This is a genomic window from Roseateles agri (assembly GCF_034043675.1).
In the GTDB taxonomy this organism is placed as follows: domain Bacteria; phylum Pseudomonadota; class Gammaproteobacteria; order Burkholderiales; family Burkholderiaceae_C; genus KK5.
The window spans coordinates 699,969-724,646 of record NZ_JAXCLA010000001.1 but is presented as its reverse complement, the minus strand read 5'-3'; the positions used below and the strand labels follow the sequence as shown (position 1 = coordinate 724,646).

The 24,678-nt window shown below is 67.8% G+C and carries 22 protein-coding genes; 16 read left to right on the top strand and 6 right to left on the bottom strand.

The annotated features are described in order from the left end of the window. Window positions 1–10: 10 nt before the first annotated feature. From SNE35_RS03195 to SNE35_RS03185, 3 genes are all read left to right on the top strand, one after another. Window positions 11–1,435, top strand: coding sequence for a PA domain-containing protein (locus tag SNE35_RS03195; RefSeq protein WP_320421382.1), 1,425 nt, complete (start codon window positions 11–13; stop codon window positions 1,433–1,435). Window positions 1,436–1,535: 100 nt separating this feature from the next. Further along, window positions 1,536–1,979 (top strand): hypothetical protein, encoded by a 444-nt coding sequence (locus SNE35_RS03190; protein ID WP_320421381.1) that lies wholly within the window; start codon window positions 1,536–1,538, stop codon window positions 1,977–1,979. Window positions 1,980–2,006: 27 nt separating this feature from the next. Then, window positions 2,007–2,399: an MAPEG family protein gene (locus SNE35_RS03185; RefSeq protein WP_320421380.1), complete on the top strand. Its 393-nt coding sequence runs from the start codon at window positions 2,007–2,009 to the stop codon at window positions 2,397–2,399. Here SNE35_RS03185 and SNE35_RS03180 read toward each other — a convergent pair. Next, window positions 2,396–3,070, bottom strand: coding sequence for an HAD family hydrolase (locus SNE35_RS03180; RefSeq protein WP_320421379.1), 675 nt, complete (start codon window positions 3,068–3,070; stop codon window positions 2,396–2,398). The two genes, SNE35_RS03185 and SNE35_RS03180, sit on opposite strands and share 4 nt — an antisense overlap. Before the next feature lie 82 nt (window positions 3,071–3,152). Between SNE35_RS03180 and lplT the strand changes: the two genes are divergently transcribed. Next, window positions 3,153–4,385, top strand: coding sequence for a lysophospholipid transporter LplT (gene lplT, locus SNE35_RS03175; RefSeq protein ID WP_320421378.1), 1,233 nt, complete (start codon window positions 3,153–3,155; stop codon window positions 4,383–4,385). Here the strand turns inward: lplT and SNE35_RS03170 are convergent. Beyond that, entirely contained in the window at window positions 4,360–5,610 is a 1,251-nt protein-coding gene (locus SNE35_RS03170; RefSeq protein WP_320421377.1) for a glycosyltransferase family 4 protein, read from the bottom strand. The two genes, lplT and SNE35_RS03170, sit on opposite strands and share 26 nt — an antisense overlap. Before the next feature lie 36 nt (window positions 5,611–5,646). Here SNE35_RS03170 and SNE35_RS03165 point away from each other — a divergent pair, with 36 nt between their 5' ends. After that, entirely contained in the window at window positions 5,647–6,372 is a 726-nt protein-coding gene (locus tag SNE35_RS03165) for a hypothetical protein (RefSeq protein ID WP_320421376.1), read from the top strand. Between the two features lie 71 nt (window positions 6,373–6,443). Here the strand turns inward: SNE35_RS03165 and SNE35_RS03160 are convergent, their stop codons facing one another. Next, a complete protein-coding gene (locus SNE35_RS03160) occupies window positions 6,444–8,099 on the bottom strand; it encodes an aminotransferase class III-fold pyridoxal phosphate-dependent enzyme (RefSeq protein ID WP_320421375.1) in 1,656 nt (551 codons plus the stop codon). A gap of 62 nt (window positions 8,100–8,161) precedes the next feature. On the opposite strand from SNE35_RS03160, the gene asd reads away from it, so the two are divergent. Together asd and SNE35_RS03150 are read left to right on the top strand one after the other, a co-directional pair. Further along, entirely contained in the window at window positions 8,162–9,094 is a 933-nt protein-coding gene (gene asd / locus SNE35_RS03155) for an archaetidylserine decarboxylase (protein ID WP_320421374.1), read from the top strand. A 49-nt stretch (window positions 9,095–9,143) separates the two neighbouring features. Next, on the top strand, window positions 9,144–9,317 hold the full coding sequence (locus SNE35_RS03150; RefSeq protein WP_320421373.1) for a hypothetical protein: 174 nt from the start codon (window positions 9,144–9,146) through the stop codon (window positions 9,315–9,317). A gap of 3 nt (window positions 9,318–9,320) precedes the next feature. Here the strand turns inward: SNE35_RS03150 and SNE35_RS03145 are convergent, their stop codons facing one another. Beyond that, entirely contained in the window at window positions 9,321–11,234 is a 1,914-nt protein-coding gene (locus SNE35_RS03145; RefSeq protein WP_320421372.1) for a B12-binding domain-containing radical SAM protein, read from the bottom strand. A 99-nt stretch (window positions 11,235–11,333) separates the two neighbouring features. Between SNE35_RS03145 and SNE35_RS03140 the strand changes: the two genes are divergently transcribed. The 7 genes from SNE35_RS03140 (at window position 11,334) to SNE35_RS03110 (ending at window position 20,185) form a co-directional block, all read left to right on the top strand. Continuing rightward, window positions 11,334–12,305 (top strand): LysR family transcriptional regulator, encoded by a 972-nt coding sequence (locus SNE35_RS03140; protein WP_320421371.1) that lies wholly within the window; start codon window positions 11,334–11,336, stop codon window positions 12,303–12,305. 127 nt (window positions 12,306–12,432) lie between these two features. Further along, complete coding sequence (locus tag SNE35_RS03135) at window positions 12,433–14,097, top strand: OFA family MFS transporter (RefSeq protein ID WP_320421370.1); 1,665 nt, start codon at window positions 12,433–12,435, stop codon at window positions 14,095–14,097. 90 nt (window positions 14,098–14,187) lie between these two features. Next, window positions 14,188–14,661, top strand: a complete 474-nt coding sequence (locus SNE35_RS03130; RefSeq protein WP_320421369.1) for a formate dehydrogenase subunit gamma — start codon at window positions 14,188–14,190, stop codon at window positions 14,659–14,661. Beyond that, complete coding sequence (locus tag SNE35_RS03125; RefSeq protein WP_320421368.1) at window positions 14,658–16,214, top strand: formate dehydrogenase beta subunit; 1,557 nt, start codon at window positions 14,658–14,660, stop codon at window positions 16,212–16,214. The genes SNE35_RS03130 and SNE35_RS03125 overlap by 4 nt, the downstream gene beginning before the upstream one ends. A gap of 15 nt (window positions 16,215–16,229) precedes the next feature. Beyond that, window positions 16,230–19,085, top strand: coding sequence for a formate dehydrogenase subunit alpha (fdhF, locus tag SNE35_RS03120; RefSeq protein WP_320421367.1), 2,856 nt, complete (start codon window positions 16,230–16,232; stop codon window positions 19,083–19,085). A gap of 12 nt (window positions 19,086–19,097) precedes the next feature. Then, window positions 19,098–19,946 carry a formate dehydrogenase accessory sulfurtransferase FdhD gene (fdhD, locus tag SNE35_RS03115; protein WP_320421366.1) on the top strand — a complete coding sequence of 283 codons (849 nt, stop codon included), beginning with the start codon at window positions 19,098–19,100 and terminating at the stop codon, window positions 19,944–19,946. A gap of 2 nt (window positions 19,947–19,948) precedes the next feature. Beyond that, window positions 19,949–20,185: a formate dehydrogenase subunit delta gene (locus tag SNE35_RS03110; RefSeq protein WP_320421365.1), complete on the top strand. Its 237-nt coding sequence runs from the start codon at window positions 19,949–19,951 to the stop codon at window positions 20,183–20,185. On the opposite strand, the gene SNE35_RS03105 is transcribed toward SNE35_RS03110, so the two are convergent. Further along, the gene (locus SNE35_RS03105; protein WP_320421364.1) at window positions 20,182–21,591 is read right to left on the bottom strand and encodes a TIGR03790 family protein; all 1,410 of its coding nucleotides are present in this window, start codon (window positions 21,589–21,591) and stop codon (window positions 20,182–20,184) included. The two genes, SNE35_RS03110 and SNE35_RS03105, sit on opposite strands and share 4 nt — an antisense overlap. Before the next feature lie 386 nt (window positions 21,592–21,977). Between SNE35_RS03105 and SNE35_RS03100 the strand changes: the two genes are divergently transcribed. Further along, window positions 21,978–22,739 carry a sulfite exporter TauE/SafE family protein gene (locus tag SNE35_RS03100; protein WP_320421363.1) on the top strand — a complete coding sequence of 254 codons (762 nt, stop codon included), beginning with the start codon at window positions 21,978–21,980 and terminating at the stop codon, window positions 22,737–22,739. A 65-nt stretch (window positions 22,740–22,804) separates the two neighbouring features. Continuing rightward, complete coding sequence (locus SNE35_RS03095; RefSeq protein WP_320421361.1) at window positions 22,805–23,623, top strand: HDOD domain-containing protein; 819 nt, start codon at window positions 22,805–22,807, stop codon at window positions 23,621–23,623. A gap of 3 nt (window positions 23,624–23,626) precedes the next feature. On the opposite strand, the gene SNE35_RS03090 is transcribed toward SNE35_RS03095, so the two are convergent. Continuing rightward, entirely contained in the window at window positions 23,627–24,652 is a 1,026-nt protein-coding gene (locus SNE35_RS03090; protein ID WP_320421360.1) for a GGDEF domain-containing protein, read from the bottom strand. Window positions 24,653–24,678: the final 26 nt, after the last annotated feature.

Sequence of the window (24,678 nt, the reverse complement as noted above, 5' to 3'; positions counted from 1 at the left end):
GAAGAACAGCATGATCAAGACCGCCTTCGGAACCGTCGCCTTCGCCGGTGCGCTGCTGGCCCTTGCCGGCCAGGCTCAGGCCGCCGCCACCATCGTCATCAACAACGTCAATGCCGCCGGCATCGGCTTCAATGACAGCACGCCGGCTACGCCGGTCGGTGGCAACAACGGCACGACGATCGGCCAGCAGCGCCTGATCGCCTTCACCCACGCCGCCAACATCTGGGGCGCCACGCTGACCAGCACGCAGCCGATCGTCATCAACGCGCAGTTCTCCGCGCTGACCTGCGACTCGGCCAGCGCCACCTTGGGCAGCGCCGGCGCGACGTCCACGTTCCGCAACTTCGCCAACGCGCCGCGCACCAACACCTGGTACTCGTACGCGCTGGCGAACAAGCTGGCTGGCGCCTACCTGGGTACCGCGAACGCGGCGCAGATCAACGCCAACTTCAACGTGAACCTGGGCAACACCGGCTGCCTGGACGGCACGCACTGGTACCTGGGCTTGGACGCCGCCCACGGCAACGACATCGACTTCGTCGCCACGCTGCTGCACGAAATGGCGCACGGCCTGGGCTTCCAGACCTTCACCAACGGCTCGACCGGTGCATTCAGCAGCGGCTATCCGTCGGCCTGGGACTACTACCTGACCGGCTCGGCCACGGGCCTGACCTGGGCCAACATGACGGCCGCCCAGCGCAAGGCCTCGGCCCTGAGCGTGGACAAGCTGTACTGGGCCGGCCCGCTGGTCACCGCTGCGGTGCCGAGCGTGCTGCGCCAGGGCCAGCCCGGCCTGACGATCAGCGGCACGAACGCCGGCACCGCCGCCGGCGTCTACGCCGTCGGCGAGGCCTCGTTCGGCAACCCGGTGACGAAGACCGGCCTCAGCGGTCAGGTGATGCCCGTCGTCAATGCCGACGGCTCGCTGAGCCTGGCCTGCGACCCGATCTCGGGCTCGGCAGCGCTGGCCGTCAAGGGCAACATCGCCCTGGTCAGCCGTGGCACCTGCGCCTTCACCGTCAAGGTGAAGAACATGCAGGACGCCGGCGCCGCCGCCGTGTTGATCGCCGACAACGCCGCCGGTGCACCGGCCGGCCTGGGCGGTTCGGACAGCACCGTGCTGATCCCCTCGGTCCGCATCGAGCAGGCCGCCGGCGCCGCGCTGCTGGCCCAGCTGGGCAAGCGCACTCGCACGGCCTCCGGCGTCGTCGCGCTGCTGAACATCAGCGGCACGCAGTACTCCGGTGCCGACGCACAGGGCCACATCCTGATGTACGCCCCCAGCGTCTACGCCAGCGGCTCGTCCGTGTCGCACTACGACACCACGCCGTTCCCGAACCAGCTGATGGAATACGCGATCAGCGGCGATCTGACCCACTCGGTCATCCCGCCGGAAGATCTGACCTTCCGTCTGCTGCAGGACATCGGCTGGTAATCCCAGGCAAGCCCGGCTGCCGGGCTTGATGATGACGATGAACGCAAAGGGGCCTCCATCCGGAGGCCCCTTTTGCCATGCGGGCGGGCACACTCACGCCATGAAGATCTCATTCGTCAAGGGCAAGGGCAAATACGACCGCATGGTCGTGCATCGCGGCGACGCGAGCGAGTCCGTCGATTGCCCGAAGCAGGGCATCATTCCGCACGAGATGGTGCACTTCGCCGTCGAGGGCACGCTGCATCGGCGCGGTTTCCTGACGCGTGTGCGCGATGGCGAGGCCGCCGGATTCCAGATGAGCGCCGATGCGGAGAGCGACGGCGTGGAGCGACTGGTCGAGATCGTCCAGGGCGATGCCTGGTCGGGCGGGAACGGCGATCCGGCCGAGCTGCTCGACCTGTACCGGCTCACCTGCAGCGCGCGCCAGTGCCCGCCGCTGCCCATCGTCGCGGAGGACATCCTGGCCATTCGCGCCAGGGTTGTCGAGCTGGACCAGGAGTGGAAGGCCGTGCCGATCGGGGACGTGCTCGATCTTCAGTTGTGAGCGACAGCTTCAGTAGGCGAAACGACCATGCACCACCCGCTGATCCTTCCGATGGCCGCCCATGTCGCGCTGGCGGCGCTGCTGTACCTGCTGCTCACGATCGCGCGGGCGCCTGCTGTCTGGGGCATCGGGCGCCGGGCGGATGGCGCCAATCCCTGGGCGGAGATGGAGCCTCGCATCAGCGCCAACCTGTCCAACCAGTTCGAGTGGCCGCTGTTCTTCTACGCGGCCTGCCTGGTCCTGATGCAGATGCCGTCGCCCAGCACGGCGGCCGTCGCGCTGGCCTGGGTCTTCATCGCCGGTCGGGTGCTGCACAGTGCCGTCCAGATCCTGACCCGGAACATCCGATTCCGGGGTCTCGTGTTCACGATCAACTTCCTGGCCGTGCTGGGGCTGTGGGCCTGCGTGGTGCTGCCCTAGCGCTGCCAGGCGGCCAAGACGGCGGGCAGTGCCGCCATGTCGGCGAACACCGTTGCCGCGCCGGCGTTCTTCAATGACTCGGCCGAGCCATGGCTCGGCCCGCCAGGGCTGAAGCCGAAGACGGTGGCGCCGGCCGCCACACCAGCGGCGACGCCGGTAGGCGTGTCCTCGATGACCGCGCAGTGCCTCGGGTCGACGCCCAGCGCAGCGGCCGCGGCCAGGTAGACGTCCGGTGCCGGCTTCGAGCGCGCCATCTCCTGGCCGCTGAAGATGCGGCTCGCGAACAGATCGAACAGCCCGACCTTGCGCAGTTGCAGCTCGATCTTCGGCCGGTCCGCGCCGGAGGCGCATGCGATGCGGCCGCCATACGCCGCATGCAGTGCGGCCACGGCGGCGGTGGCGCCGGGGATGGCTTCCAGCTCGCGCTCCAGCGCGTCGTTGCGCCGGGTGCGGAAGTCGTTCATCCACGCATCGGTCAGCGGCTGGCCGGTCATGCGCTCGATCAGCGCGGCCTCGTCGCGCACCATCTTGCCGATGAAGATCCGCATGCATTCGTCCAGGCTCAGCTGCCAGCCGGCTTCGCCGAGCTTCTTGCGCAGCACCTGGTGCGTGATGGTCTCGGAGTCGACGAGCACGCCGTCGCAGTCGAACAGGATCGCTTCGAAATTCATGGTTGCGGATTGGACCATGTCATGCCGGCTTCACAAGCGTTCACGATGATCCGTCATCGTCCTGACACTCTGTTGCTCGCGCGTGCCGACCGGTTTCCACTTCCTCATCGCCGCGCAATTCGCCTCGGCATTGGCGGACAACGCCTTGCTGATCGTCACCATGGCGCTGATGCAGCAGCAGGGTCTGCCGGCGTGGTGGGCGCCGCTGCTGAAGTTCGGCTTCACCTTGTCCTATGTGTTGCTGGCGCCCTTCGTCGGCCCGCTGGCCGATGCGATCCCGAAGGCGCGGCTGATGGCCTGGATGAACGGCGTCAAGCTCGTCGGCGTGCTGGCGCTTTTGGTTGGCCTGCATCCGGTGGCGGCGTTCACGATCGTCGGCTTTGGCGCCGCTGCCTACGCGCCGGCCAAGTACGGCCTGATCACCGAGATCTGTGGTGCCGAACGCCTTGTGGCGGCGAACGGTTGGCTGGAGGTGACCGTGGTCTGCGCGGCACTGCTCGGCGCGGTGCTGGGCGGCGTGCTGGTGAGCCCCTGGCTGCTGGGACTGCTGCCTGAGGGCGTGGGCTTGGGCGGGCCGATGGCCGTGCTGGTGGGCGTCTACGTGCTGGCCAGCCTCCTGAACCTGGGCATCCCGGACAGTGGCGCGCGCTATCCGGCCTGCGGCCTCCACCCCGGCGCGCTGGTGCGCGACTTCGCCGCGGCCAACCGCACCTTGTGGCGCGACCGCGATGGCGGGCTCTCGCTGGCGGTGACGACGATCTTCTGGGGCGTCGGCGCCACCCTGCAGTTCGCCGTGCTGCGCTGGTCCGGCGAGGCGCTGGGCCTGAGCCTCGATCGCGCGGCGATCCTGCAGGCGGCGGTGGCGGTGGGCGTCGTCGTCGGCGCCGGCATCGCAGGGCGCTGGGTGCCGCTGGCGGCGGCCAAGCGGATGCTGGTCTTCGGCGTCGTGCTGGGGCTCTTGATGCCCATCGTCGCGATGACGCGCTCGCTGCCCTGCGCGATCGCGCTGCTGATGCTGACGGGCGCGGTCGGCGGGCTGATGGTGGTGCCGCTGAATGCGCTGCTGCAGCACCGGGGCTATTCGCTGCTTTCAGCCGGCCGTTCGATCGCCGTGCAGGGCTTCAACGAGAACGCCAGCGTGCTGGCGATGCTGGGTCTCTACGCCGCGCTGCTGGCGCTGGATGTGCCGACGGCCACGCTGATGTGCGGCCTGGGCCTGCTGGTGGCGCTGGCCCTGGCGCTGCTGATGCGCCGCGAGTGGCGGCGCCGCAATGCCGGCCAGCAGGCGCTCAGGCCAGAGGCAGCGCCGCGCTGAGGCGGCCGGCCGGCAGGGCGCTGCCCTGCTGCATCACGCCGGTCAGCACCGATTCGAACTGCGCGACGATGCCGGCCCAGTCCAGCGGCTCGGCGCTGGCGCGGGCGTTGATGCCGACCTGGCGGCGCAGCGCCGCATCGGCGGCCAGCGCGAGCGCGGCGTCGATGAAGGCCTGGCGGTCCGACAGCGGCGCGAGCATGCCGTTCTCGCCGTGGCGGATCAGCTGCGCCGCAGCGGCGTAGTCGAAGGCGACCACGGGCAGGCCGCTGGCCATGGCCTCGGTCGTCACGTTCCCGAAGGTCTCGGTCTGGCTCGGGAAGGCGAACAGGTCCATCGACGCGTAGTGCGCCGCCAGGTCCTCGCCGCGGCGCTGGCCGGCAAAGATCGCCGCCGGGCAGCGCTGCTGCAGTTCGGCGCGCAGCGGGCCGTCGCCGACGAACAGCAGGCGTGCGCGCGGATCGCGGCGCTGGACCGCATCGAAGGCGGCCATCAGCGCGTCGAGGTTCTTCTCCGGCGCGAGGCGGCCGACGCAGCCGACGACCAGGTCGTCCTCGGCCACGCCCCACTGCGCGCGCAGCTCGGCGCTGCGGCGCAGCGGGTTGAACAGTCGCGTGTCCACACCGCGGCTGACCACCATCAGGCGTTCGAAGCCCTGGGACTGCAGGTCGCGCCGCAGCGCATCGGTCGGCACCATCGTGCAACCGGTGCGGTTATGGAACTTGCGCAGGTAGGCCATGATGGGCTTGTGCAGCCAGCCGATGCCGTAGTGCGCGCTGTAGGCGTGGAAGTTGGTGCGGAAGTCCGAGCACACCGGCAGCTTCAGGTGCACGGCCGCCTGCAGCGCCGACCAGCCCAGTGCACCTTCGGTGGCGATGTGCACCACGTCCGGCCTCTGCACCGACCACAGCTTCACCAGCGCCCGCTTGGACGGCATGCCCATGCGCAGGCTCGGGTAGCGCGGAATGGGCAGGCCCAGCACCAGCTCCTCGTCGAAGCGCTCGCTGCTGCTGGCCGCATCGCTGCCGTTCTGGCGCGGGCGGATCAGCTGGATGTCGTGGTTGCGCTCGTGCATGCCATCGACGAGCCGCGCGACCGTCATCGCTACGCCGTTGACTTCCGGCGGATAGGTTTCGGTCACGAAGGCAATGCGCAGGCTGCGCCTCGCAGCGGGCAGATGATCCACTTGAAGGCGCTCCGGCTCGGGGTTGCGTGGCGTTGCGGGCATGGTGGCGCGATGCTGACGGCGCCATGCAACAGAGCGATGACGGATTCATTGCAGTACGAAGACAGCAAAACCGTCACGTGGATTTCATGCGCGCTCGTCACCATCGCGTCACGCTTCCACTACTCCATGGGCGAGGACACAGTGTCGACTTTCAAGGACCTCTACAAGACTCTCCAGGTGCAGCGCTGGGACGACCACCGCTTCTACCACCACAGCCGGATCAACCAGAGCCTGCACCTGCTCAGCGCGATCTGCTTCGTGATCTCCTACGGGCTGATGTTCGTGGACCCGGCCTGGGCGGCGCTGCTGGCCTGGACGGTCTCGATGACCAGCCGCCAGTGCGGCCACTTCTTCTTCGAGCCGCGCGGCTTCGACCACGTGAACAACGTGACCGACGAGTACAAGGAAGACATCAAGATCGGCTACAACATCCGCCGCAAGATCGTGCTGATGGCCGCGTGGGCGCTGATCCCGGTGCTGCTGTGGTTCCAGCCCTCGATGTTCGGGCTGATCCAGCCGGCCACCGACATGACCGGCTATCTGCATGACGTCGGTACCGCCTGGCTGGCCCTGGGCATCAGCGGCCTGCTGTTTCGCGTGATGCAGCTGTGGCTGCAGCAGAGCCTGATGACCGGCCTGGCTTGGGCCACGAAGATCATCACGGACCCGTTCCACGACATCAAGATGTACCACCGCGCCCCGCTGTACCTGCTGCGCGGCGAACTGATCGACCCGATGACGCACGTCACGAGCCACGACTGATCCGGTTCCTCCTCAAAACAAGCGACCACGGAGCCGGGCTCCGTGGTCGCTTTCTTATGTGCCCTATGTCGTCAGCGCTTGAACAGATGGCCGAGCGTTTCGCGCAGGATGCCGCGGCGGATGCTCTTGTTCGTCAGCTGCTCGTCCTGCCACCACCAGCCGTCCTTCTTCATCTGCTGGCAGGCGGAGACGAAGCGCTGCGTGACGGCATCGAAGTCGGCGTCGGTGTAGTTCAGGCTGAAGATGAAGCGGCCGGTGCCCACCCACGACAGCTGCAGGCCCTGCTCGCGCAGGTAGTACTGCAGCATCCAGTTGTAGCGCGAGGGTTCGGTGTAGCTCACCGTCCAGATCGACTGCAGCGCCGCCACCTGCACCGGCACGCCGGCCGACATCAGCTCGGCGTTGAAGCGGTCGGCGCGGGCGGTCCAGCGCGTCTCCAGCCCGTCGTAGACGGCGCGGATGGTCGCGGTCTCCAGCCGCTTCAGGAACACGTTCATCGCGCCCATCACGTAGGGGTGGGCGTTGAAGGTGCCGCGGGCGAAGCAGATGTCGGCCGGGCGTTCCTCGCGGTAGCGCTTCATCAGCGCGTGCTTGCCGCAGACCACGCCCACCGGCAGACCGCCGCCGAGCGTCTTGCCGTAGGTGACCATGTCGGCCTTGACGCCGAAGTACTCCTGCGCGCCGCCCGGCGCGAGACGGAAGCCGACGAAGACCTCGTCGAAGATCAGCACGATGCCGCGCTCGCTGCAGACCTCGCGCAGCTGCTTCAGCCAGGCGGTGTAGGCGGCGCGGTCGAAGCCGGCGCGGCGGCTGCTGTCCAGCAGGGCCGAGTCGCCCGGCGCGTTGGCGTTCGGGTGCAGCGCCTGCAGCGGATTGATCAGCACGCAGGCGATGTCCTTGCGCGTGCGCAGCACTTCCAGGCTCTTCGGGTCCAGGTCCTTCAGCGTGTAGGTCTCGCGCGGCGGCAGCGGATTGCCGACGCCCGGCTGCACGTCTTCCCACCAGCCGTGGTACGCGCCGCAGAAGCGCACCAGGTGCTTGCGCTTCGTGTGATAGCGGGCCAGACGCACGGCCTGCATCACCGCCTCGGTGCCCGACATGTGGAACGAGACTTCGTCGAGACCCGAGATCGCCTTCAGCCGCGCGACGTTGTCGGCCACGCAGGGGTGCAGCAGGCCCAGCACCGGGCCCAGCGGCGCGGCCAGCGCGCTGCCTTCGGCGATGCACTCGCGGTAGAAGTCCACGCCGAACACGTTGACGCCGTAGGAGCCGGTGAGGTCGTACAGCACATTGCCGTCCATGTCCTCGACCGTCACGCCCTGCGCCGCGCGCACGAAGCTGCCGCTGGGCAGGTGCTCGCGCAGGTAGGGGCTGAAGGGGAAGGGCACGCGGTAGCTGCCGGTGAACTGCAGGTCCGAGAGGCCTTCGCGAGCCTCGCGCGTCATCGCGATGCTCTGCGCGAAGCGCTGCTTGTAGACGCCGGAGAGGCGCTGGAAGCCGGCGCGGCGCTGCGCGATCACCTCGGCGGGCGCGCCGTCGGCGGCGAAGAAGCGGGCCTCGTCGTAGGCATAGCCGGGCATCAGCCGGGCCAGGCGCTTGGACCACTTCGAATGACCGGCCAGCGAACGGTGCTTGGCACGCGAGAGCTGCAGGCGGCGGCGCGCGGCCGGCAAGGTCAGGGCCAGCGCGGCAAGCGCGATGGCAGACAGGGTGAAGGTTTCTTCCATGGTCGGGCCGGTGTTGCGGTGGCCCGAGATTTATCAGCATTGCTTGACAGGCCCGTGAAACGATGAAGCAACTCCAAAAAGTCCTCCAGCAGGAAGACCTGAATTTCCTGCTCACCAACCGCGTGCCGCGCATCGCGCTGACCCGCTTCATGGGCTGGTTCAGCCAGATCCGCTCGCCGCTGCTGGCGCGGCTGTCCATCGGCATCTGGCGCATGTTCACCGACCTGGACCTCAGCGAGGCGCGGCAGCAGAGCGGTTTCCGCAGCCTGCACGAATGCTTCATCCGGGAGCTGAAGCCCGGCGCCCGCACGATCGAGCCCGATCCCGCGCTGCTGGCCAGCCCCTGCGACGGCATCGTCGGCGAATGCGGGCCAGTGCGCGGCCGGCAGGTGTTCCAGGCCAAAGGATTCCCGTACTCGATCGAGGAACTGTTCGGCCCGAGCCAGGACATCACGCCCTTCGAGGATGGCAGCTACATCACCTTGCGGCTGACCTCCAGCATGTACCACCGCTTCCACGCGCCGGCGGATTGCGAGGTCGACCACGTCACCTTCATCAGCGGGGACACCTGGAACGTCAACCCGATCGCGCTGAAGCGGGTCGAGCGGCTTTTCTGCCGCAACGAGCGGGCCGTGGTGCGCGTGCGCTCGGGCGGGCATCAACTGGCGATCGTGCCGGTGGCGGCCATCCTGGTGGCCAGCCTGCGCCTGCATTTCGTCGACCTGCTGCTGCACCTGGGCTACCGCGGCCCGAAGGAAATCCCCTGCCGCGACGCCCGCTACGCCAAGGGCCAGGAGATGGGTTGGTTCCAGCACGGCTCCACGATCATCCTGTTCGCGCCCAAGGGCTTCACGCTGTTTGACGGCATCGTGACGGGCGCGCGGGTGCGGATGGGCCAGGCGCTGATGAAGCTGCCGACGGCAACCGACGCAGAAACTGTGCGGTATGCGGAATCCGCCACAAACGCGGCGGACTGTCATACGCACGCCGGGTGATCGAGGATCAGACTGCGCCCATGCCACCTTGAACCCCGAAAGGTCCGCCATGAGCCCGATGTCCCTGGTCCATCTGTCCGGTCAAACCCTCCAGGCCTCGCACGAGAACGGCGATCTGCCGTCCCCGCACGGCGAGCGCGGCGAGCGCAACTGGGCCGCCTTCATCGGCCTGGCGCTCCCGCTGTTCGTCGCGACCCTGATGGTCTTCGCCCGGTTCCACTGAACATCAGGCTGCCGCCAGCGCCTTGGCAATCTTGTGCCGGGGCACCGTCGGCTTGGGCACGCGGATGTCGAACCAGCGGCGCACGTCCTGTTCGATGCCGATGCCGTGCATGAAGTTGTAGATCGCCTTCTTCAGCGAACGGCCCAGCTCGTCGTGGTCGACGCCGGTCGGGTCGACGAAGCCGACGTCGTTCTTCGCGAACGGGCTGTCGGGCAGCGGCAGCAGGGTCACGCCGTAGTCCTCGGGTGACTTGCCCACCGGCGAGTGCACCGTGCAGGCGAAGCGGTGGAAGAAGCCGCTCTGGATGCAGCCGTTCTCGAACAGCTGGCGTACGTATTCGAGCGCATCGACGGTGTCCTGCACCGTCTGCGTCGGGAAGCCGTACATCAGGTAGGCGTGGACGAGGATGCCCGCGTCGCTGAAGGCCTTGGTGACGCGCGCCACCTGCTCGACGCTGACACCCTTCTTCATCAGGTCCAAGAGTCGATCCGAGGCCACTTCCAGGCCGCCCGAGATCGCGATGCAGCCGCTGTCCGCCAGCGCCTGGCACAGCTCGGGGCTGAAGGTCTTCTCGAAGCGGATATTGCCCCACCAGGAGATGTCCACCTGCCGCGCCTGCAGCTCGGCCGCCAGCGCCTTGAGTGCCTTCGGCGGCGCAGCCTCGTCGACGAAGTGGAAACCGGTCTGCCCGGTCTCGGCGACGATGGTCTCGATCCGGTCCACCAGCGTAGCGGCGGAGGCGCCCTCGTAGCGCGAGATGTAGTCGAGGTTGATGTCGCAGAAGCTGCACTTCTTCCAGTAGCAGCCGTGCGCCACGGTGAGCTTGTTCCAGCGTCCGTCGGACCAGAGCCGGTTCATCGGGTTCAGCATGTCCAGCAGCGACAGATAGCTCTGCAGCGGCAGGCCGTCCCAGGTGGGTGTGCCGACCTCGGCGAAGGCGATGTCGGGCTCGACGAAATTGATGTAGCGGACTTGGCCCTCCTCACGCACGAACGTGCGCACCAGCCGCTGCTTCGAGCGCTTGCCGCCGATGTGCTCCAGCAGCGCCAGCAGCGGGCGCTCGCCGGCGTCCAGGGTCACGAAGTCGACGAAGTCGAACAGGCGTGCTTCGCTCAGCTCGCGCAGCTCGGTGTTGACGAAGCCGCCGCCCAGCACCACGGCGATGCCGGGGTCGTGTGCCTTGGCCGTCTGAGCGATCCGCAGCGCCGCGTAGACGGCGCCGGGGAAGGGCACGGACAGCAGCAGCACCTGCGGGCGATGCTGTTCCAGGGCGCTGACGGTCAATTCGCGCAGCGTCTCGTCGACGAGGTTTGGCGGCGCGGCCAGCGCCTCGGCCAGCGGGTCGAAGGTGGGCTGGCTGGTGGCGAGCTTCTCGGCATAGCGGACGAACTCGAAGCGCGGGTCCACCGCGTCGCGCAGCACGTCGGCCAGGTCGTTCAGGTAGAGCGTGGCGAGGTGGCGGGCGCGGTCCTGCAGGCCCAGGGCGCCGAAGGCCCAGGCGAGCGGGTCCTCGCCGGACTCGGGATCGGCGGCGACGTAGTGGTCCAGCGCCGCGAAGCGCGGGCCCTCGGGCAGGAACTGGCGCGTGTTGATGCGGTGCGCCAAGGTCGGGTCGCGCCCCTGCAGGAAGGCGATCACCGGCGCGATCGTCGTGCGGTAGCGCGCGTAGGCCGAGTCGAAACATTCGATGACCGGCGTGCGCTTTGTCACGGCCCGGGTGCGTTCGTGCAATTGTTCCAGCCCCTCGCGCGAGAACAGCTTCAACATGAGACCTAACGCCAGATCTACCTGCACAGCGTCGACGCCGCGCGAACGCAGGAAGCCGGTGAGGTAGGCGGTCGAAGGGTAGGGCGTGTTGAGCTGCGTCATCGGCGGGATGACGCTCAGCACGCGCAGCGAGGGGAGCGGGGAAGACATGGGCGAATTTTGCCAGTCGCACATGCTGGACACGGTAGTTTCCCGAGGCGAGGCCGTCGATGTCACGCCTAGCGCTTATCCTCGCGCCCGGCAATCACCATGAATCTCTTCGTCTCGCTTCGATATCTGGTCGCGCTGGACGACCATCGCCACTTCGGCCGCGCCGCGCTGGCCTGTCACGTCACCCAGCCGGCGCTGTCCAACGCGATCCGCGCGCTGGAGGAGCACTTCGGCTCGGCCATCGTCAAGCGCGGGCGCACCTTCGCGGGCTTCACGACGGAGGGTGATCGCATCCTCGCCAGTGCGCGCAGCATGCTGCACGAGCACGAGCTGCTGGAGCAGGACCTGAAGAGCCAGGCCGACAGTCCGGTCGGCCATCTGGTGATCGGCGCGGTGCCCACGGCGATGCCGATCGTGGCGCGCTTCGGCGCGATGCTGCAGGACCGGCATCCGGGCATCCGGCCGACGCTGCGATCGATGAGCTCGATCGAGCTGGAGACGGGGCTGGAGAGCCTGGCGCTGGACATGGGCCTGGGCTACACGGAGCGTATCGATGAGAACCGCTCGGCGCTGCGCCTGATCCCGCAGTACACCGAGCACTACTACCTGCTGTCGCGCGCGCCCGGGCCCGCGGCCGGCGGCGCGATGACGATCGGCCCGCCGATCAGCTGGCGGGAGGCGGCCGAGCTGCCGCTGTGCCTGCTGTCGGCCGAGATGCACAACCGCACGCTGATGGACCGCGCCTTCCTGAGCGCCTGCCAGCGCGTCGTGGAGCCGGTGATCGAGACCAATTCCAGCCTGACCCTGGCGCTGAGCGTGCGGGCCGGGCGTGTCGCCAGCGTGATGCCGGGGGCGCTAGTGGGGGCGATGCAGGGCTATGGCGACCTGGTGGCGCGGCCGCTGCAGGCGCCGCAGGTCGGCGTGCCGATTGCCTTCATGGTGCATGACGGAAACCGCCCCTCGCGCACCTTGGAGGCCGCGCTGGCCTTCGCCGCCGATCCGCTGTGGGCCGAGCAACTCACGCTTCATGCGGGTTCGCTGGGTATCGCATTGGGTGTTGATCAGGGTTAACCCTGATTCGCCAGTCGAATCGGGCCATTCGGGGAATGAATTTGACCGTGGCAATGGGGCTGCGGACACTGGCCAAACACGCGGCCACATGCGTGAGAAGTAGAAGCAATCGAGAGGAGCGACATTCATGTCCGCCGTGATAGGGAACGACGTTGGGGCCGGTAACGGCTGGTTGGATAAGGAAAGAACGATTGCAGGGGCCGGCTACAACCGCTGGCTGGTACCGCCGGCCGCGCTGGCGATCCATCTGTGCATCGGCATGGCCTATGGCTTCTCGGTGTTCTGGCTGCCGCTGTCCAAGGCGCTGGGCGCCGGTGCCGCGGCCTGCGGCAAGGACGTCAGCCTGCTGACCGAGCTGTTCGCGGCGGATTGCAACTGGCGCATCTCCTCGCTGAGCCTGATGTACACGCTGTTCTTCGTCGTGCTGGGCGTGGCCGCAGCACTGTGGGGCGGCTGGCTGGAACACGTGGGCCCGCGCAAGGCCGGCGTCGTTGCGGCCTTCTGCTGGTGCGGCGGCCTGCTGATCTCGGCGCTGGGCGTGTCCACGCACCAGCTCTGGATGATGTGGCTGGGCTCCGGCGTGATCGGCGGCATCGGCCTGGGCCTGGGCTACATCTCGCCGGTGTCCACGCTGATCAAGTGGTTCCCGGACCGCCGCGGCATGGCGACCGGCATGGCCATCATGGGCTTCGGCGGCGGCGCGATGATCGGCTCGCCGCTGGCGGTGGAGCTGATGAAGGCCTTCGGCGGCAGCGTGGCCGCGACCTTCGTCTGCATGGCGGTGATCTATTTCATCTTCATGATGGGCGGCGCGATGAGCTACCGCATCCCGGCCACCGGCTGGAAGCCCGCCGGCTGGACGCCGCCTGCTGCGCAGAACAGCAACGCGATGATCACGCAGCGCCATGTGCACGTGAAGAAGGTCTGGGGCATTCCGCAGTTCTGGCTGATCTGGATGGCGCTGTGCATGAACGTGACGGCCGGCATCGGCGTGATCGGCATGGCCAGCCCGATGCTGCAAGAGGTGTTCGGCGGCACGCTGATCGGCCTCACCGGCGACGCGGCCAAGTTCGGCAACCTGGACAAGGATTCGCTGGCCAAGCTGGCCGTCATGGGCGCGGGCTTCGCGGCGCTCTTGAGCCTGTTCAACATCTGCGGCCGCTTCTTCTGGGCCAGCATTTCCGACAAGCTCAGCCGCAAGCTGACGTACGCGGTGTTCTTCATCCTCGGCGGCCTGCTGTACGCCAGCATCCCGAGCAGTGCGGACAGCGGCGCCAAGCTGGCCTTCGTCGGCGCGATCTGCATCATCGTCTCGATGTACGGCGGCGGCTTCGCCACGGTGCCGGCCTATCTGGCCGACATCTTCGGCACGCAGATGGTCGGCGCGATCCACGGCCGTCTGCTGACCGCCTGGTCCACCGCCGGCATCCTGGGCCCGGTGCTGATCACCTACATGCGCGAGTACCAGCAGAGCCTGGGCCTGCCCAAGAACGAGGCCTACAACCAGTCGATGTACATCTTCGTCGGCGTGCTGGCGATCGGTCTGGTCTGCAACCTGCTCGTGCGCCCCTTGAACCCGAAGTGGTTCATGAACGACGCCGAGCTGGCCGAGGAAAAGCGCCTGGCGCATGACCGCGCAATTGCCAACGACGTCGGCACCGGTTCGGGCGGCAGCGCTTCGGCGGCTTCGTCGTCGACGCTGGTGGCCGTGCTGGCCTGGCTGGCCGTTGGAATTCCGCTGGCCTGGGGTGTGTATCGCACGCTCTTGAGCGTGGTCAAGTTCTTTGGCTGATCGAAGTGTGAAGATGCTGTAGCCGCGGTGGGCTTGCATTGCAGGCCCGCCGGACTACAACAGAGACAAGAGGATTTGATGGAGACGACGATGAACGCAGCCGACCCGGAAGCGACAGTGAGCGAGGTGCTCGCGGAACGCGCGGGCATGCCCGGCGCGCTGCTGCCGATCCTGCACGACATCCAGGACCGCCTGGGCCACGTGCCCGGCGGCTCGGTGCCGGTGATCGCGCAGGCGCTGAACCTGTCGCGGGCGGAGGTGCACGGCGTCGTCACCTACTACCACCACTTCCGCACCCACCCGGCCGCGCGCCAGGTGCTGCAGATCTGCCGCGCCGAATCGTGCAAGGCGATGGGTGCGGATGCCTTGATGGCGCATGCCGAGAAGACGCTCGGCTGCGGCCAGCACCAGAATTCCAAGGACGGCGAGTTCACGCTTGAACCCGCCTTCTGCCTGGGCCTGTGCTCCTCCTCGCCGGCGCTGATGCTGGGCGACGAACTGCACGCCCGGGTCACGATCGAAGACTTCGATGCGCTGATCGAAGAAGCGAGGAGCGGCGCATGAGCACCACGATCTACATTCCCCGCGACTCGGCGGCATTGGCCGTCGGCGCGAACCGCGTCGCGAAGAAGATGGCCGAGGAGGCTGCGGCCCGCGGCATCGAGCTGAACATCGTGCGCAACGGCTCGCGCGGCATGATGTGGCTGGAGACGCTGGTGGAGGTCGCCACGCCGGCCGGCCGCGTGGCCTACGGCCCGGTCACGGTGAAGGACGTGCCGGCCCTGTTCGATGCCGGTTTCCCGAGCGCCGAATCGCACCCGCTGCATCATGGCCTGACCGACGCGATGCCCTACCTGAAGGGCCAGGAGCGCCTGACCTTCGCCCGCATGGGCATCACCGATCCGGTCTCGCTGCCCGACTACGAGGCGCACGAGGGCTATGCCGGCCTGCGCGCCGCGCTCGCTCTGGCGCCCGAGGCGATCGTCCAGCAGGTGTTCGACTCCGGCCTGCGCGGCCGCGGTGGCGCCGCCTTCCCGGCGGGCATCAAATGGAAGACCGTCGCCGGAGTGCAGGCGGCGCAGAAGTACATCGTCTGCAATGCCGACGAGGGCGACTCGGGCACCTTCTCGGACCGCATGACCATGGAGGGCGATCCCTTCATGCTGATCGAGGGCATGACGATCGCGGGCCTGGCCGTCGGTGCGACGCGGGGCTACATCTACTGCCGCTCGGAGTACCCGCACGCGATCGCCGCGCTGAACGAGGCGATCGTCAATGCCGAAGCCGCCGGCTTCCTCGGCGACAACGTGCTGGGCAGCGGCAAGGCCTTCCGCCTGGAAGTGCGCAAGGGCGCCGGCTCCTATGTGTGCGGCGAGGAAACGGCGCTGCTGGAGAGCATCGAGGGCAAGCGCGGCATCGTGCGCGCCAAGCCGCCGCTGCCGGCGATCGAGGGCCTGTTCGGCCAGCCGACCGTGATCAACAACGTGATCACCTTCGCCAGCGTGCCGGTGATCCTGGCCAAGGGCGCCGAGCACTACAAGAACTTCGGCATGGGCCGCTCGCGCGGCACCTTGCCGATGCAGCTGGCCGGCAACATCAAGCACGGTGGCCTGGTCGAGAAGGCCTTCGGCGTCTCGCTGCGCGAACTGGTGATGGACTACGGCGGCGGCACGATGAGCGGCCGGCCGATCAAGGCGATCCAGGTCGGCGGCCCGCTGGGCCCCTACGTGCCCGAGAAGCACTGGGACCTGCCTTTCGATTACGAGAGCTTCGCCGCGGCCGGTGCCACGGTGGGCCACGGCGGCATCGTCGTGCACGACGACACGGCCGACATGGCCGAGCTGGCGCGCTACGCGATGGAATTCTGCAAGCTCGAATCCTGCGGCAAGTGCACACCCTGCCGCATCGGATCGACGCGCGGCGTCGAGGTGATCGACAAGATCACCCGCAACCAGAACCGCGCCCAGCAGGTGATCCTGCTGCGCGATCTCTGCGACACGATGGTCAACGGCTCGCTCTGCGCGATGGGCAATATGACGCCGCTGCCGGTGCTGTCGGCACTGAACCACTGGCCCCAGGACTTCGGTCTTGAGACACCCGACCAGGCCGCGGCCTGAACGAGGAGGAAGAACATGCTGATCCAGGAAACCGACTACGGCACTCCCGCCCGTGAATCCGACATCGAAGTCACGCTGGAGATCGACGGCCACGAGGTGACCGTGCCCAAGGGCACGTCCGTGATGCGTGCGGCGGTGGACGCCGGCATCCAGGTGCCCAAGCTCTGCGCGACCGACAGCCTGGAGCCCTTCGGCTCCTGCCGCCTGTGCCTCGTGGAAGTGGAGGGCCGCCGCGGCTATCCGGCCTCCTGCACGACGCCCTGCGAGCCGGGCATGAAGGTCAAGACCCAGAGCCCGAAGCTGCAGGAACTGCGCAAGGGTGTGATGGAGCTCTACATCTCCGACCACCCGCTGGACTGCCTCACCTGCGCCGCCAACGGCGATTGCGAGCTGCAGGACATGGCCGGCGTCACCGGCCTGCGCAATGTGCGCTACGGCTACGACGGCGAGAACCACCTGGACGCGAAGAAGGACGAGTCGAACCCGTACTTCACCTACGACGCCAGCAAGTGCATCGTCTGCAACCGTTGCGTGCGCGCCTGTGAAGAGACGCAAGGCACCTTCGCGCTGACGATCTCGGGCCGTGGCTTCGAGTCGCGCGTGTCGCCGGGCATGGACGAGCCCTTCATGGAATCCGAGTGCGTCAGCTGCGGCGCCTGCGTGCAGGCCTGCCCGACGGCGACGCTGCAGGAGAAGTCGGTCATCTGGCTGGGCCAGGCCGAGCACAGCGTGATCACCACCTGCGCCTATTGCGGCGTCGGTTGCTCGTTCAAGGCCGAGATGAAGGGCAACGAGGTCGTGCGCATGGTGCCGTGGAAGGACGGCAAGGCCAACGAAGGCCATTCCTGCGTCAAGGGCCGCTTCGCCTGGGGCTACGCCACGCACAAGGATCGCATCACCAAGCCGATGATCCGCGCGAGCATCGACGACCCGTGGCAGGAAGTCAGCTGGGAAGTGGCCATCGGCCATGCGGCCAGCGAGTTCCGCCGCCTGCAGACCAAGTACGGCAAGGACTCGATCGGCGGCATCACCTCCAGCCGTTGCACGAACGAGGAAACCTACCTCGTGCAGAAGCTGATCCGCGCCGCCTTCGGCAACAACAACGTGGACACCTGCGCCCGCGTCTGCCACTCGCCGACCGGCTACGGCCTGGGCGCCACGCTGGGCACCTCGGCCGGCACGCAGACCTTCAAGTCGGTGGAGCAGGCCGACGTGATCATGGTCATCGGCGCCAACCCGACCGACGGCCACCCGGTGTTCGCCTCGCGGATGAAGAAGCGGCTGCGCCAGGGCGCCAAGCTGATCATCGTCGACCCGCGCAAGATCGAGCTGGTCAACAGCGCCCACATCAAGGCCGACTACCACCTGCCGCTGCGCCCGGGCACCAACGTCGCGATGATCACCGCGCTGGCGCACACGATCGTCACCGAGGGCCTGGTCAACGAGGCCTACGTGGCCGAGCGTTGCGATCCGAAGTCCTTCAACGAATGGCGCGAGTTCGTCGCCAAGCCCGAGAACTCGCCCGAGGCGATGGAAGCCGCCACCGGCGTGCCGGCCGCTGACGTGCGTGCAGCCGCGCGGCTCTACGCCACCGGCGGCAACGCGGCCATCTACTACGGCCTGGGCGTCACCGAGCACAGCCAGGGCTCGACGATGGTGATCGGCATCGCCAACCTCGCGATGGCCACCGGCAACGTCGGCCGCGAAGGCGTGGGCGTGAACCCGCTGCGCGGCCAGAACAATGTGCAGGGCTCCTGCGACATGGGCTCCTTCCCGCACGAGCTGCCGGGCTACCGCCACATCAGCGACAGCATCGTGCGCGGCCAGTTCGAGGAAGCCTGGGGCGTGACGCTGGAGCCGGAACCGGGCCTGCGCATCCCCAACATGTTCGAGGCGGCGCTGGACGGCAGCTTCAAGGGCCTGTACTGCGAGGGCGAGGACATCGTCCAGTCCGACCCGAACACCCAGCACGTGGCCGCGGCGATGCGCTCGATGGAGTGCGTGGTCGTGCAGGACATCTTCCTGAACGAGACCGCCAAGTACGCGCATGTGTTCCTGCCGGGCTCGTCCTTCCTGGAGAAGGACGGCACCTTCACCAATGCCGAACGCCGCATCAGCCGCGTGCGCAAGGTGATGCCGCCGCTGCCCGGCCTCGCGGACTGGGAAGTCACCTGCAAGCTGTCGGAAGCGCTGGGTTACCCGATGCCCTACAAGAACGCCGAAGAGATCATGGACGAGATCGCGGCGCTGACGCCGACCTTCAGCGGCGTCTCGTACAAGAAGATCGAGGAGATGGGCGGCAGCGTTCAGTGGCCTTGCAACGAGAGCGCGCCGAACGGCACGCCGACGATGCACATCGGCAAGTTCGTCAAGGGCAAGGGCAAGTTCATCATCACGCAGTACGTGCCGACCGAAGAGAAGGTCACGCGCAAGTTCCCGCTGCTGCTGACGACGGGCCGCATCCTCTCGCAGTACAACGTCGGCGCGCAGACGCGCCGCACACCCAACAACGAGTGGCACAGCGAAGACCGGCTGGAGATCCATCCGCACGACGCCGAGGACCGCGGCATCAAGAACGACGACTGGGTCGGCATCACGAGCCGCGCCGGCGAGACGGTGCTGCGCGCAGTGGTCTCGGAGCGGATGCAGCCGGGCGTCGTCTACACGACCTTCCACTTCCCCGAATCCGGCGCCAACGTGATCACGACCGACAGCTCCGATTGGGCCACCAACTGCCCCGAGTACAAGGTCACGGCCGTGCAGGTGCTGCCGGTGATGCAGCCCTCGAGCTGGCAGAAGGAGTACAGCCAGTTCAACAAGACGCAGCTGGAACTGCTGGATGCGCGGGCCGAGGTGATCCCGGCGAAGTAGAGAATCGCAACGATGAACGCCCTGAACGAGTCCCTGCCGCCGCCGGCCGACGAGCCCTTCTGCGAAGGTGCCCGCCAGCTGCCGGTGCGTGGACTGCGCCAGGGCCAGGTCTTCGAGGCGCCCGACTGGGTGGCCGAGGAGGTGCCGGTGGCGCTGGAGTTCAACGGCATCTCGCATGCGGTGATGCTGGCCACGCCGCTGGACCTGGAGGACTTCGCGCTGGGCTTCTCGCTCAGCGAGGGCATCCTGGATGCGGCGCACGAGCTGTATGGCGTCGAGGAAGTCGTCTCGCCGGAAGGGATCACCCTGCAGCTCGAAGTGGCCAGCAGCGCGTTCATGAAGCTGAAGGAACGCCGCCGCTCGATGACGGGCCGCACCGGCTGCGGGCTGTGCGGTACCGAGAACCTGGCGCAGGTCCGGCAAGACCTGGCCCCGCTGGATTCCCGGTCGGTCTGGTCTGCTGCCGCGGTATCCAGGGCCATGGCGCAGTTTCGCGAGCACCAGTCGCTGCAGCAGTTCACCGGTGCCGTCCATGCGGCGGCCTGGTGCACGGCGGACGGCGACGTCCGCTGGCTGCGCGAGGACGTGGGCCGGCACAACGCGCTGGACAAGCTGATCGGCGCGCTGGCCCACAACGACGTGGACGCTTCTCAGGGCTTCATCGCGGTGACCAGCCGCGCCAGCTTCGAGATGGTGCAGAAGGCGGCCAAGGCTGGCGTCTCGCTGCTCGCGGCGGTCTCCGCGCCGACGGCGCTGGCCATCGAAACCGCGCGCTGCGCCGGCGTGACGCTGTGCGGCTTCGCGCGGCAGCAGGACCTGGTGGTCTACAGCCACGCAGACAGAATCAGCTTAGGCAACTAGTTATGCATATCGAGAACCTGATCCACATGGCCAACCAGATCGGCGCCTTCTTCAAGGACATGCCCGATCACCCCGAGGCGCTGGAGGGCGCGGCGCAGCACATCAAGAAATTCTGGGAGCCGCGGATGCGCCGTGCGCTGCTGGCCCATGTGGACAACGGCGGTGCCGAACTGGGCCCGTTCATCCGCGAGGCGATCGACACGCATCGCGAGCTGCTGGAGCCCCTGGTCCGCGCTTAACTGGAGGCGGCGAGCTGGCAGGTCTGCGCGGAGTTTGTCGCGCAGGGGCCGGTCCAGCGAATCTGCGTGGCGGTGGCTGGCGGGCGGGGCGCGGTGAAAGTCTGCACCCTGGCGCGCGAGGCCGCGGTGAAGCTGGCCAGGTTGATCCAGCTGCCGGTGGAACTGGTGCGGTATTCGAGCGCGTAGCGGCTGCCCGGACGGAATGCGCGGCTCGTGATCAGGTAGTTGTCGCCGCTGATCGTGAAGCTCGGCGTGTCGGGCCAGGGACGCGCCAGCGGCTCGCCGACGAACAGGCCTTCGCCTGGCGTCTTCACCGATTTCCAGTAGGCTTCGATGAGGGTGGCGCCGCGCCAGTACTGGTCGATCAGCACCGAGGCCTCCGGGAACTTGTCGGTGATGTTGTACGGTTCCTCGACGGTGCCGTAGCTGGCGGTCAAGCCTGCGTCCAGCCAGGCCGTGACGGGCGTCTGGCCGTTGCCGGTGGGCAGTGTGCCGGCGGATGACGTCAGCGCATCGCCGACGGCGCCGGGTCGGTAGGTGTTGGTTGTCAGCGAGCTTACCGTGGGCAGGCCGGTGAAGTAGAACAACACGTCGGTCTTGCCGCTGATGACGTTGTTCGCGGCACTGCCGGTCGAGTTGTCCACGTAGTTCAGCGTCAGCGTGTCGGCCCATAGTGCGGGCAGCGGCACGAAATCCGGATAGCGGACGTTGCGATTGACGTCGCTGGTGCGGACCAGCCAGCCTGTGCCCGCCGGCGCGCTGCCGTCGGCGGCCACGCCGCGTTCGATCAGCAGATTGGCCGTGTCCAGTGTGCTGCGCCCCAGCATCATCGAGGGGCGCAGGTTGGCGAGTTCGCTGGCGGGTGCCTGCGATTCCGAGTCGAAGTAGAGCGACCCGGTCGTCGTGCCGCCGGTGGTGGAGCAGTAGCCCGACTGGTAGCCGAAGGCCATCGCGCTGGTGATGCTCATCGAACAGGTCGGGCCGGCCACGCGCGATGGCGCGCTCCAGGTCAGCAATGTGGCCTGGATGCCGGCGGGCAACTGGGCGTCGATGTTGGCCTTCAGCGTCGCGAAATTGGCGGAGGTGATCGAGTCAGTCGTGCTCGGCAGCGTCACGCGGATGATGTTGGCCGCCGGGATGCCGCGCTTTTGCTGGTAGCTGGTGGCAATGGCCTCGGAGGTCGCATCGCCGGCCGCAACGATCACCGCCAACTGCGACGGCCCGATGCCGTGCGCGGGCAGGGCCAGCGTCAGTGTGGACAGCGGCGTGGACGGCGTGCCATCGACCGGTGGTGCGCTGCTGCTTCCTCCACCCCCACCGCCGCATGCGACGAGCAGCAAACAAGCCAGGACGGGCAGCCGGTTGGCGTGCCGCTGGAGCCGTGAGTGGGGACGTGGCTGATGCATGAATGCATTCTGACGCAGCGTCCGTCGCCAAATCGTTGCTGCCAGGCTGCGCCGGCACCGAAACGTCAAGACCAATCAAGTGCGTCGCCGTAAGGCCCTCAATGTCCGACGCTTAATCGCTTAATCGAAAGTTTGCGCAAACTAACATCACTAAAATGGTGCATTTGCTGCAGGAAAACCCCAAGTGCGTGCGTCGACGCTCGCTTCTACAGTCCGTAGCACTCGATGCGGGTGCCTGTGAAGAACAGCAATCGCTAGGCGGGGCTGAGGAGACAAACACAATAGAAAGCAAGATCAACGAATAGCAGTGACACTGTCACAATTCGCAGGCGCCGGAGTTTTTACTCCGGCGCCTTTTTTGTTGCCTACGCTTTTGATCGATCCCGATGTTTGAACTGCTGACCGCGGCCGCGGCCTCCCTGCTGGCCGGATTTGTTGATGCCGTTGTCGGCGGTGGGGGCCTCGTTCTGGTGCCTGCGCTGTTCGGCGTCTATCCGACGAGCCCACCGGCCACCTTGCTGGGCACCAACAAGGGCGCCTCGGTCTGGGGCACGGCCTGGGCCACCGTCCAGTACGCCCGCCGCGTCAGCCTGAACTGGGCTGCGCTGGCACCGGCGGCGGCCTTCGCGCTGGTCGGCGGCTTCCTCGGGGCCTGGGCGGTGACCTTGGTCAGCACCGACGGGCTGCGCAAGGCCCTGCCGCTGATCCTGCTGGCCGTGCTGGCCTACACGCTGGCCCGCAAGGACATGGGCCGGCATCACGCGCCGCGCTTCCAGGGCATGGCCGAGACCTTGGTGGCCGGCGGCATCGCGCTGGTGATCGGCTTCTACGACGGCTTCTTCGGCCCCGGCACCGGCAGCTTCTTCGTGTTCCTGTTCGTGCGCGTGCTGGGCTACGACTTCCTGCATGCGTCCGCCACCGCAAAGCTGATGAACGTGGCGACGAACGCGGCCGCCCTGTCGCTGTTTGCCTACACCGGACACATCTGGTGGCACGTCGCCGCGGTGATGGCGGTGACCAACGTGCTGGGCAGCCTGCTGGGCACGCACATGGCGCTGCGCCGCGGTGCGGGCTTCGTGCGGGGCATGTTCGTCGTCGTCGTCGGCCTGCTGATCCTGAAGACCGGCTGGGACGCCTTCTTGCGTTGACATGAAGACCGACGGGCGCGGCGCTAACATGCAAGTTCCGCTGACACGCCGAACATCCGCCCACCATGCCCGTTGATCCGCAACTGCGAACGCTCGACATCGAGATCCCGACCCAGCCGGAGGTCCTGGTCAAGCTGTCGCTGCTGATGGCGGCGGAGGACGTCGACCTGCAGGCAATGTCCTCGCTGGTCGAGCTGGACATGGCGCTGGCCGCCGCTGTGCTGAAGGCGGTCAACTCATCGCTGTACGGCCTGCGCGGGCGCGTGCAGACGGTGCAGCAGGCGCTGACCTACCTGGGCATGCGCGAGGTGGCGGCGATCACCTTCGAGATGGGTCTGCGCGCGGCCTTCCCGACCGCGGCGGAGCTGGAGCAGGTGTGGCAGCGTGCATCGCGCCGCGGCCTGCTGATGGGCCGCATGGGCCAGATGCTGGGCATCGACCCCTGGGCCGCTCATTCGGCCGGTCTGTTCGAGGAATGCGGCAAGGCGGTGCTGTACCGCCATGCGCCGGCCCACTATCCGGCGATGCTGCGCGCGGCCTCGCGCGATGCGGACCTGGTGCAGCTGGAGCGCACGGCCTTCGGCGTCAGCCACGACGCGCTGGGTGCCGCGCTGTGCGAGAGCTGGGGCCTCGCCCCCGCCGCGGTCGCCAGCGTGCGCAGCCATGTCGAGGTACAGGCCACGCTGACCATGCCCGACAGCCTGCAGCGCCGCAGCGTCAGCGCGATCTCGACGATCGCCTGGGCGATGCTGCAGCACCCCGATCAGCTCGAAGGCGTGGCGCAGGCGATTTCACCGCAGGCGCAGCTCGACGAAGGCCTGGTGCTGCGCGCCGCGCGCCGGGTGACGGAACAGCTCGAGCAGGCCGAGGAGCACGGCCGCTAGGCCTCAGCCGTTGCCGCCGGAGGCGGCCAGGCTGAGCCGGTCGCGCCCCGCGTGCTTGGCGATGTAGAGCGCCTCGTCGGCTGCCTCCATCAACGTCTGCCCGCTCAGGTAGGGATGGAACGGGCTGTAGCAGGCCAGGCCGATGCTGACCGTCAGCGCACCCGCGCCTGTGCCCTCGTGCGGAATCTGCGGCGCTTGCAGATCGCTGCGCACCTGTTCCAGCAGATCCTGCGCGGCGCCGACATCGAAGCCCGGGAGCAGCGCCACGAACTTCGCTCCGCTCAGCCGGGCAACCAGATCGGTGTCGCGCTTGAAGCGTATCGACAGCAGCTGCGAGAAGCGCGCCAGCGCCGCGTCACCCGCGGCACCGCCGTAGTGGTCGTTGTAGGCCTTGAAGTGATCGAGATCCAGCACGGCGAGCGCCAATAGGCCGCGTTCGCGCTGCGTCCGCTTGAACTCGCGGCGCAGCGCCTCGTCGAACTCGCGGCGGTTCGCTAGGCCGGTGAGCCCGTCGATCCGGCTCATGCCGCTCAGCTCGCGGGTCTTGCCGTCCAGCGCCTGCTGCGTCTCGAGCAGGACGCCGCGCTGGCGCGTGATCTCGCGCTCCAGTTCGGCCGCGCGGTCCTGCTCGTCGCGCAGTTGCTGCCAGAGACTGCGGTGAACGCGGACCAGTGATTGAGAGATCTGCTGCAGCTCCGCCACGGGTTCAGCGCCATCGGCTTCCGGTGTGAACGGCAGGGGCGGCTGCGTGGGGTCGAAGGCCGCGGCGCGTGCAGCCGCGCGGCGCAGCGGCTGCAGCACCATCCGGTCCAGCGCGATGACGATGCCGATGCTCAGCGCGGCAATGAGCAGCGCATCGCGCAGCAGCAGCGACCACAGGCCCGCGCGGATCACGCTGCGGAGCAGGCCTTCGTCGCTGGCGATGTACAGCGCGTCGGCCAAACCCACGACCAGCACGCTCATCAGCATGACCACGGCCGTCATTCGCAAGTGCAAGGAGGCTTCGGGGTTGGTGCTGGACTCGGTCATGGCTGGCAATGTCGCGCGGTCGCTGG

Excerpts from the sequence above, each read along its gene's own strand:
- SNE35_RS03195 (WP_320421382.1), top strand. The coding sequence starts at position 11 with ATGATCAAGACCGCCTTCGGAACCGTCGCCTTCGCCGGTGCGCTGCTG.
- SNE35_RS03190 (WP_320421381.1), top strand. The coding sequence starts at position 1,536 with ATGAAGATCTCATTCGTCAAGGGCAAGGGCAAATACGACCGCATGGTC.
- SNE35_RS03185 (WP_320421380.1), top strand. The coding sequence starts at position 2,007 with ATGCACCACCCGCTGATCCTTCCGATGGCCGCCCATGTCGCGCTGGCG.
- SNE35_RS03180 (WP_320421379.1), bottom strand. The coding sequence starts at position 3,070 with ATGAATTTCGAAGCGATCCTGTTCGACTGCGACGGCGTGCTCGTCGAC.
- SNE35_RS03170 (WP_320421377.1), bottom strand. The coding sequence starts at position 5,610 with ATGCCCGCAACGCCACGCAACCCCGAGCCGGAGCGCCTTCAAGTGGAT.
- SNE35_RS03165 (WP_320421376.1), top strand. The coding sequence starts at position 5,647 with ATGACGGATTCATTGCAGTACGAAGACAGCAAAACCGTCACGTGGATT.
- SNE35_RS03160 (WP_320421375.1), bottom strand. The coding sequence starts at position 8,099 with ATGGAAGAAACCTTCACCCTGTCTGCCATCGCGCTTGCCGCGCTGGCC.
- asd (WP_320421374.1), top strand. The coding sequence starts at position 8,162 with ATGAAGCAACTCCAAAAAGTCCTCCAGCAGGAAGACCTGAATTTCCTG.
- SNE35_RS03150 (WP_320421373.1), top strand. The coding sequence starts at position 9,144 with ATGAGCCCGATGTCCCTGGTCCATCTGTCCGGTCAAACCCTCCAGGCC.
- SNE35_RS03145 (WP_320421372.1), bottom strand. The coding sequence starts at position 11,234 with ATGTCTTCCCCGCTCCCCTCGCTGCGCGTGCTGAGCGTCATCCCGCCG.
- SNE35_RS03140 (WP_320421371.1), top strand. The coding sequence starts at position 11,334 with ATGAATCTCTTCGTCTCGCTTCGATATCTGGTCGCGCTGGACGACCAT.
- SNE35_RS03135 (WP_320421370.1), top strand. The coding sequence starts at position 12,433 with ATGTCCGCCGTGATAGGGAACGACGTTGGGGCCGGTAACGGCTGGTTG.
- SNE35_RS03130 (WP_320421369.1), top strand. The coding sequence starts at position 14,188 with ATGAACGCAGCCGACCCGGAAGCGACAGTGAGCGAGGTGCTCGCGGAA.
- SNE35_RS03125 (WP_320421368.1), top strand. The coding sequence starts at position 14,658 with ATGAGCACCACGATCTACATTCCCCGCGACTCGGCGGCATTGGCCGTC.
- fdhF (WP_320421367.1), top strand. The coding sequence starts at position 16,230 with ATGCTGATCCAGGAAACCGACTACGGCACTCCCGCCCGTGAATCCGAC.
- fdhD (WP_320421366.1), top strand. The coding sequence starts at position 19,098 with ATGAACGCCCTGAACGAGTCCCTGCCGCCGCCGGCCGACGAGCCCTTC.
- SNE35_RS03110 (WP_320421365.1), top strand. The coding sequence starts at position 19,949 with ATGCATATCGAGAACCTGATCCACATGGCCAACCAGATCGGCGCCTTC.
- SNE35_RS03105 (WP_320421364.1), bottom strand. The coding sequence starts at position 21,591 with ATGCATCAGCCACGTCCCCACTCACGGCTCCAGCGGCACGCCAACCGG.
- SNE35_RS03100 (WP_320421363.1), top strand. The coding sequence starts at position 21,978 with ATGTTTGAACTGCTGACCGCGGCCGCGGCCTCCCTGCTGGCCGGATTT.
- SNE35_RS03095 (WP_320421361.1), top strand. The coding sequence starts at position 22,805 with ATGCCCGTTGATCCGCAACTGCGAACGCTCGACATCGAGATCCCGACC.
- SNE35_RS03090 (WP_320421360.1), bottom strand. The coding sequence starts at position 24,652 with ATGACCGAGTCCAGCACCAACCCCGAAGCCTCCTTGCACTTGCGAATG.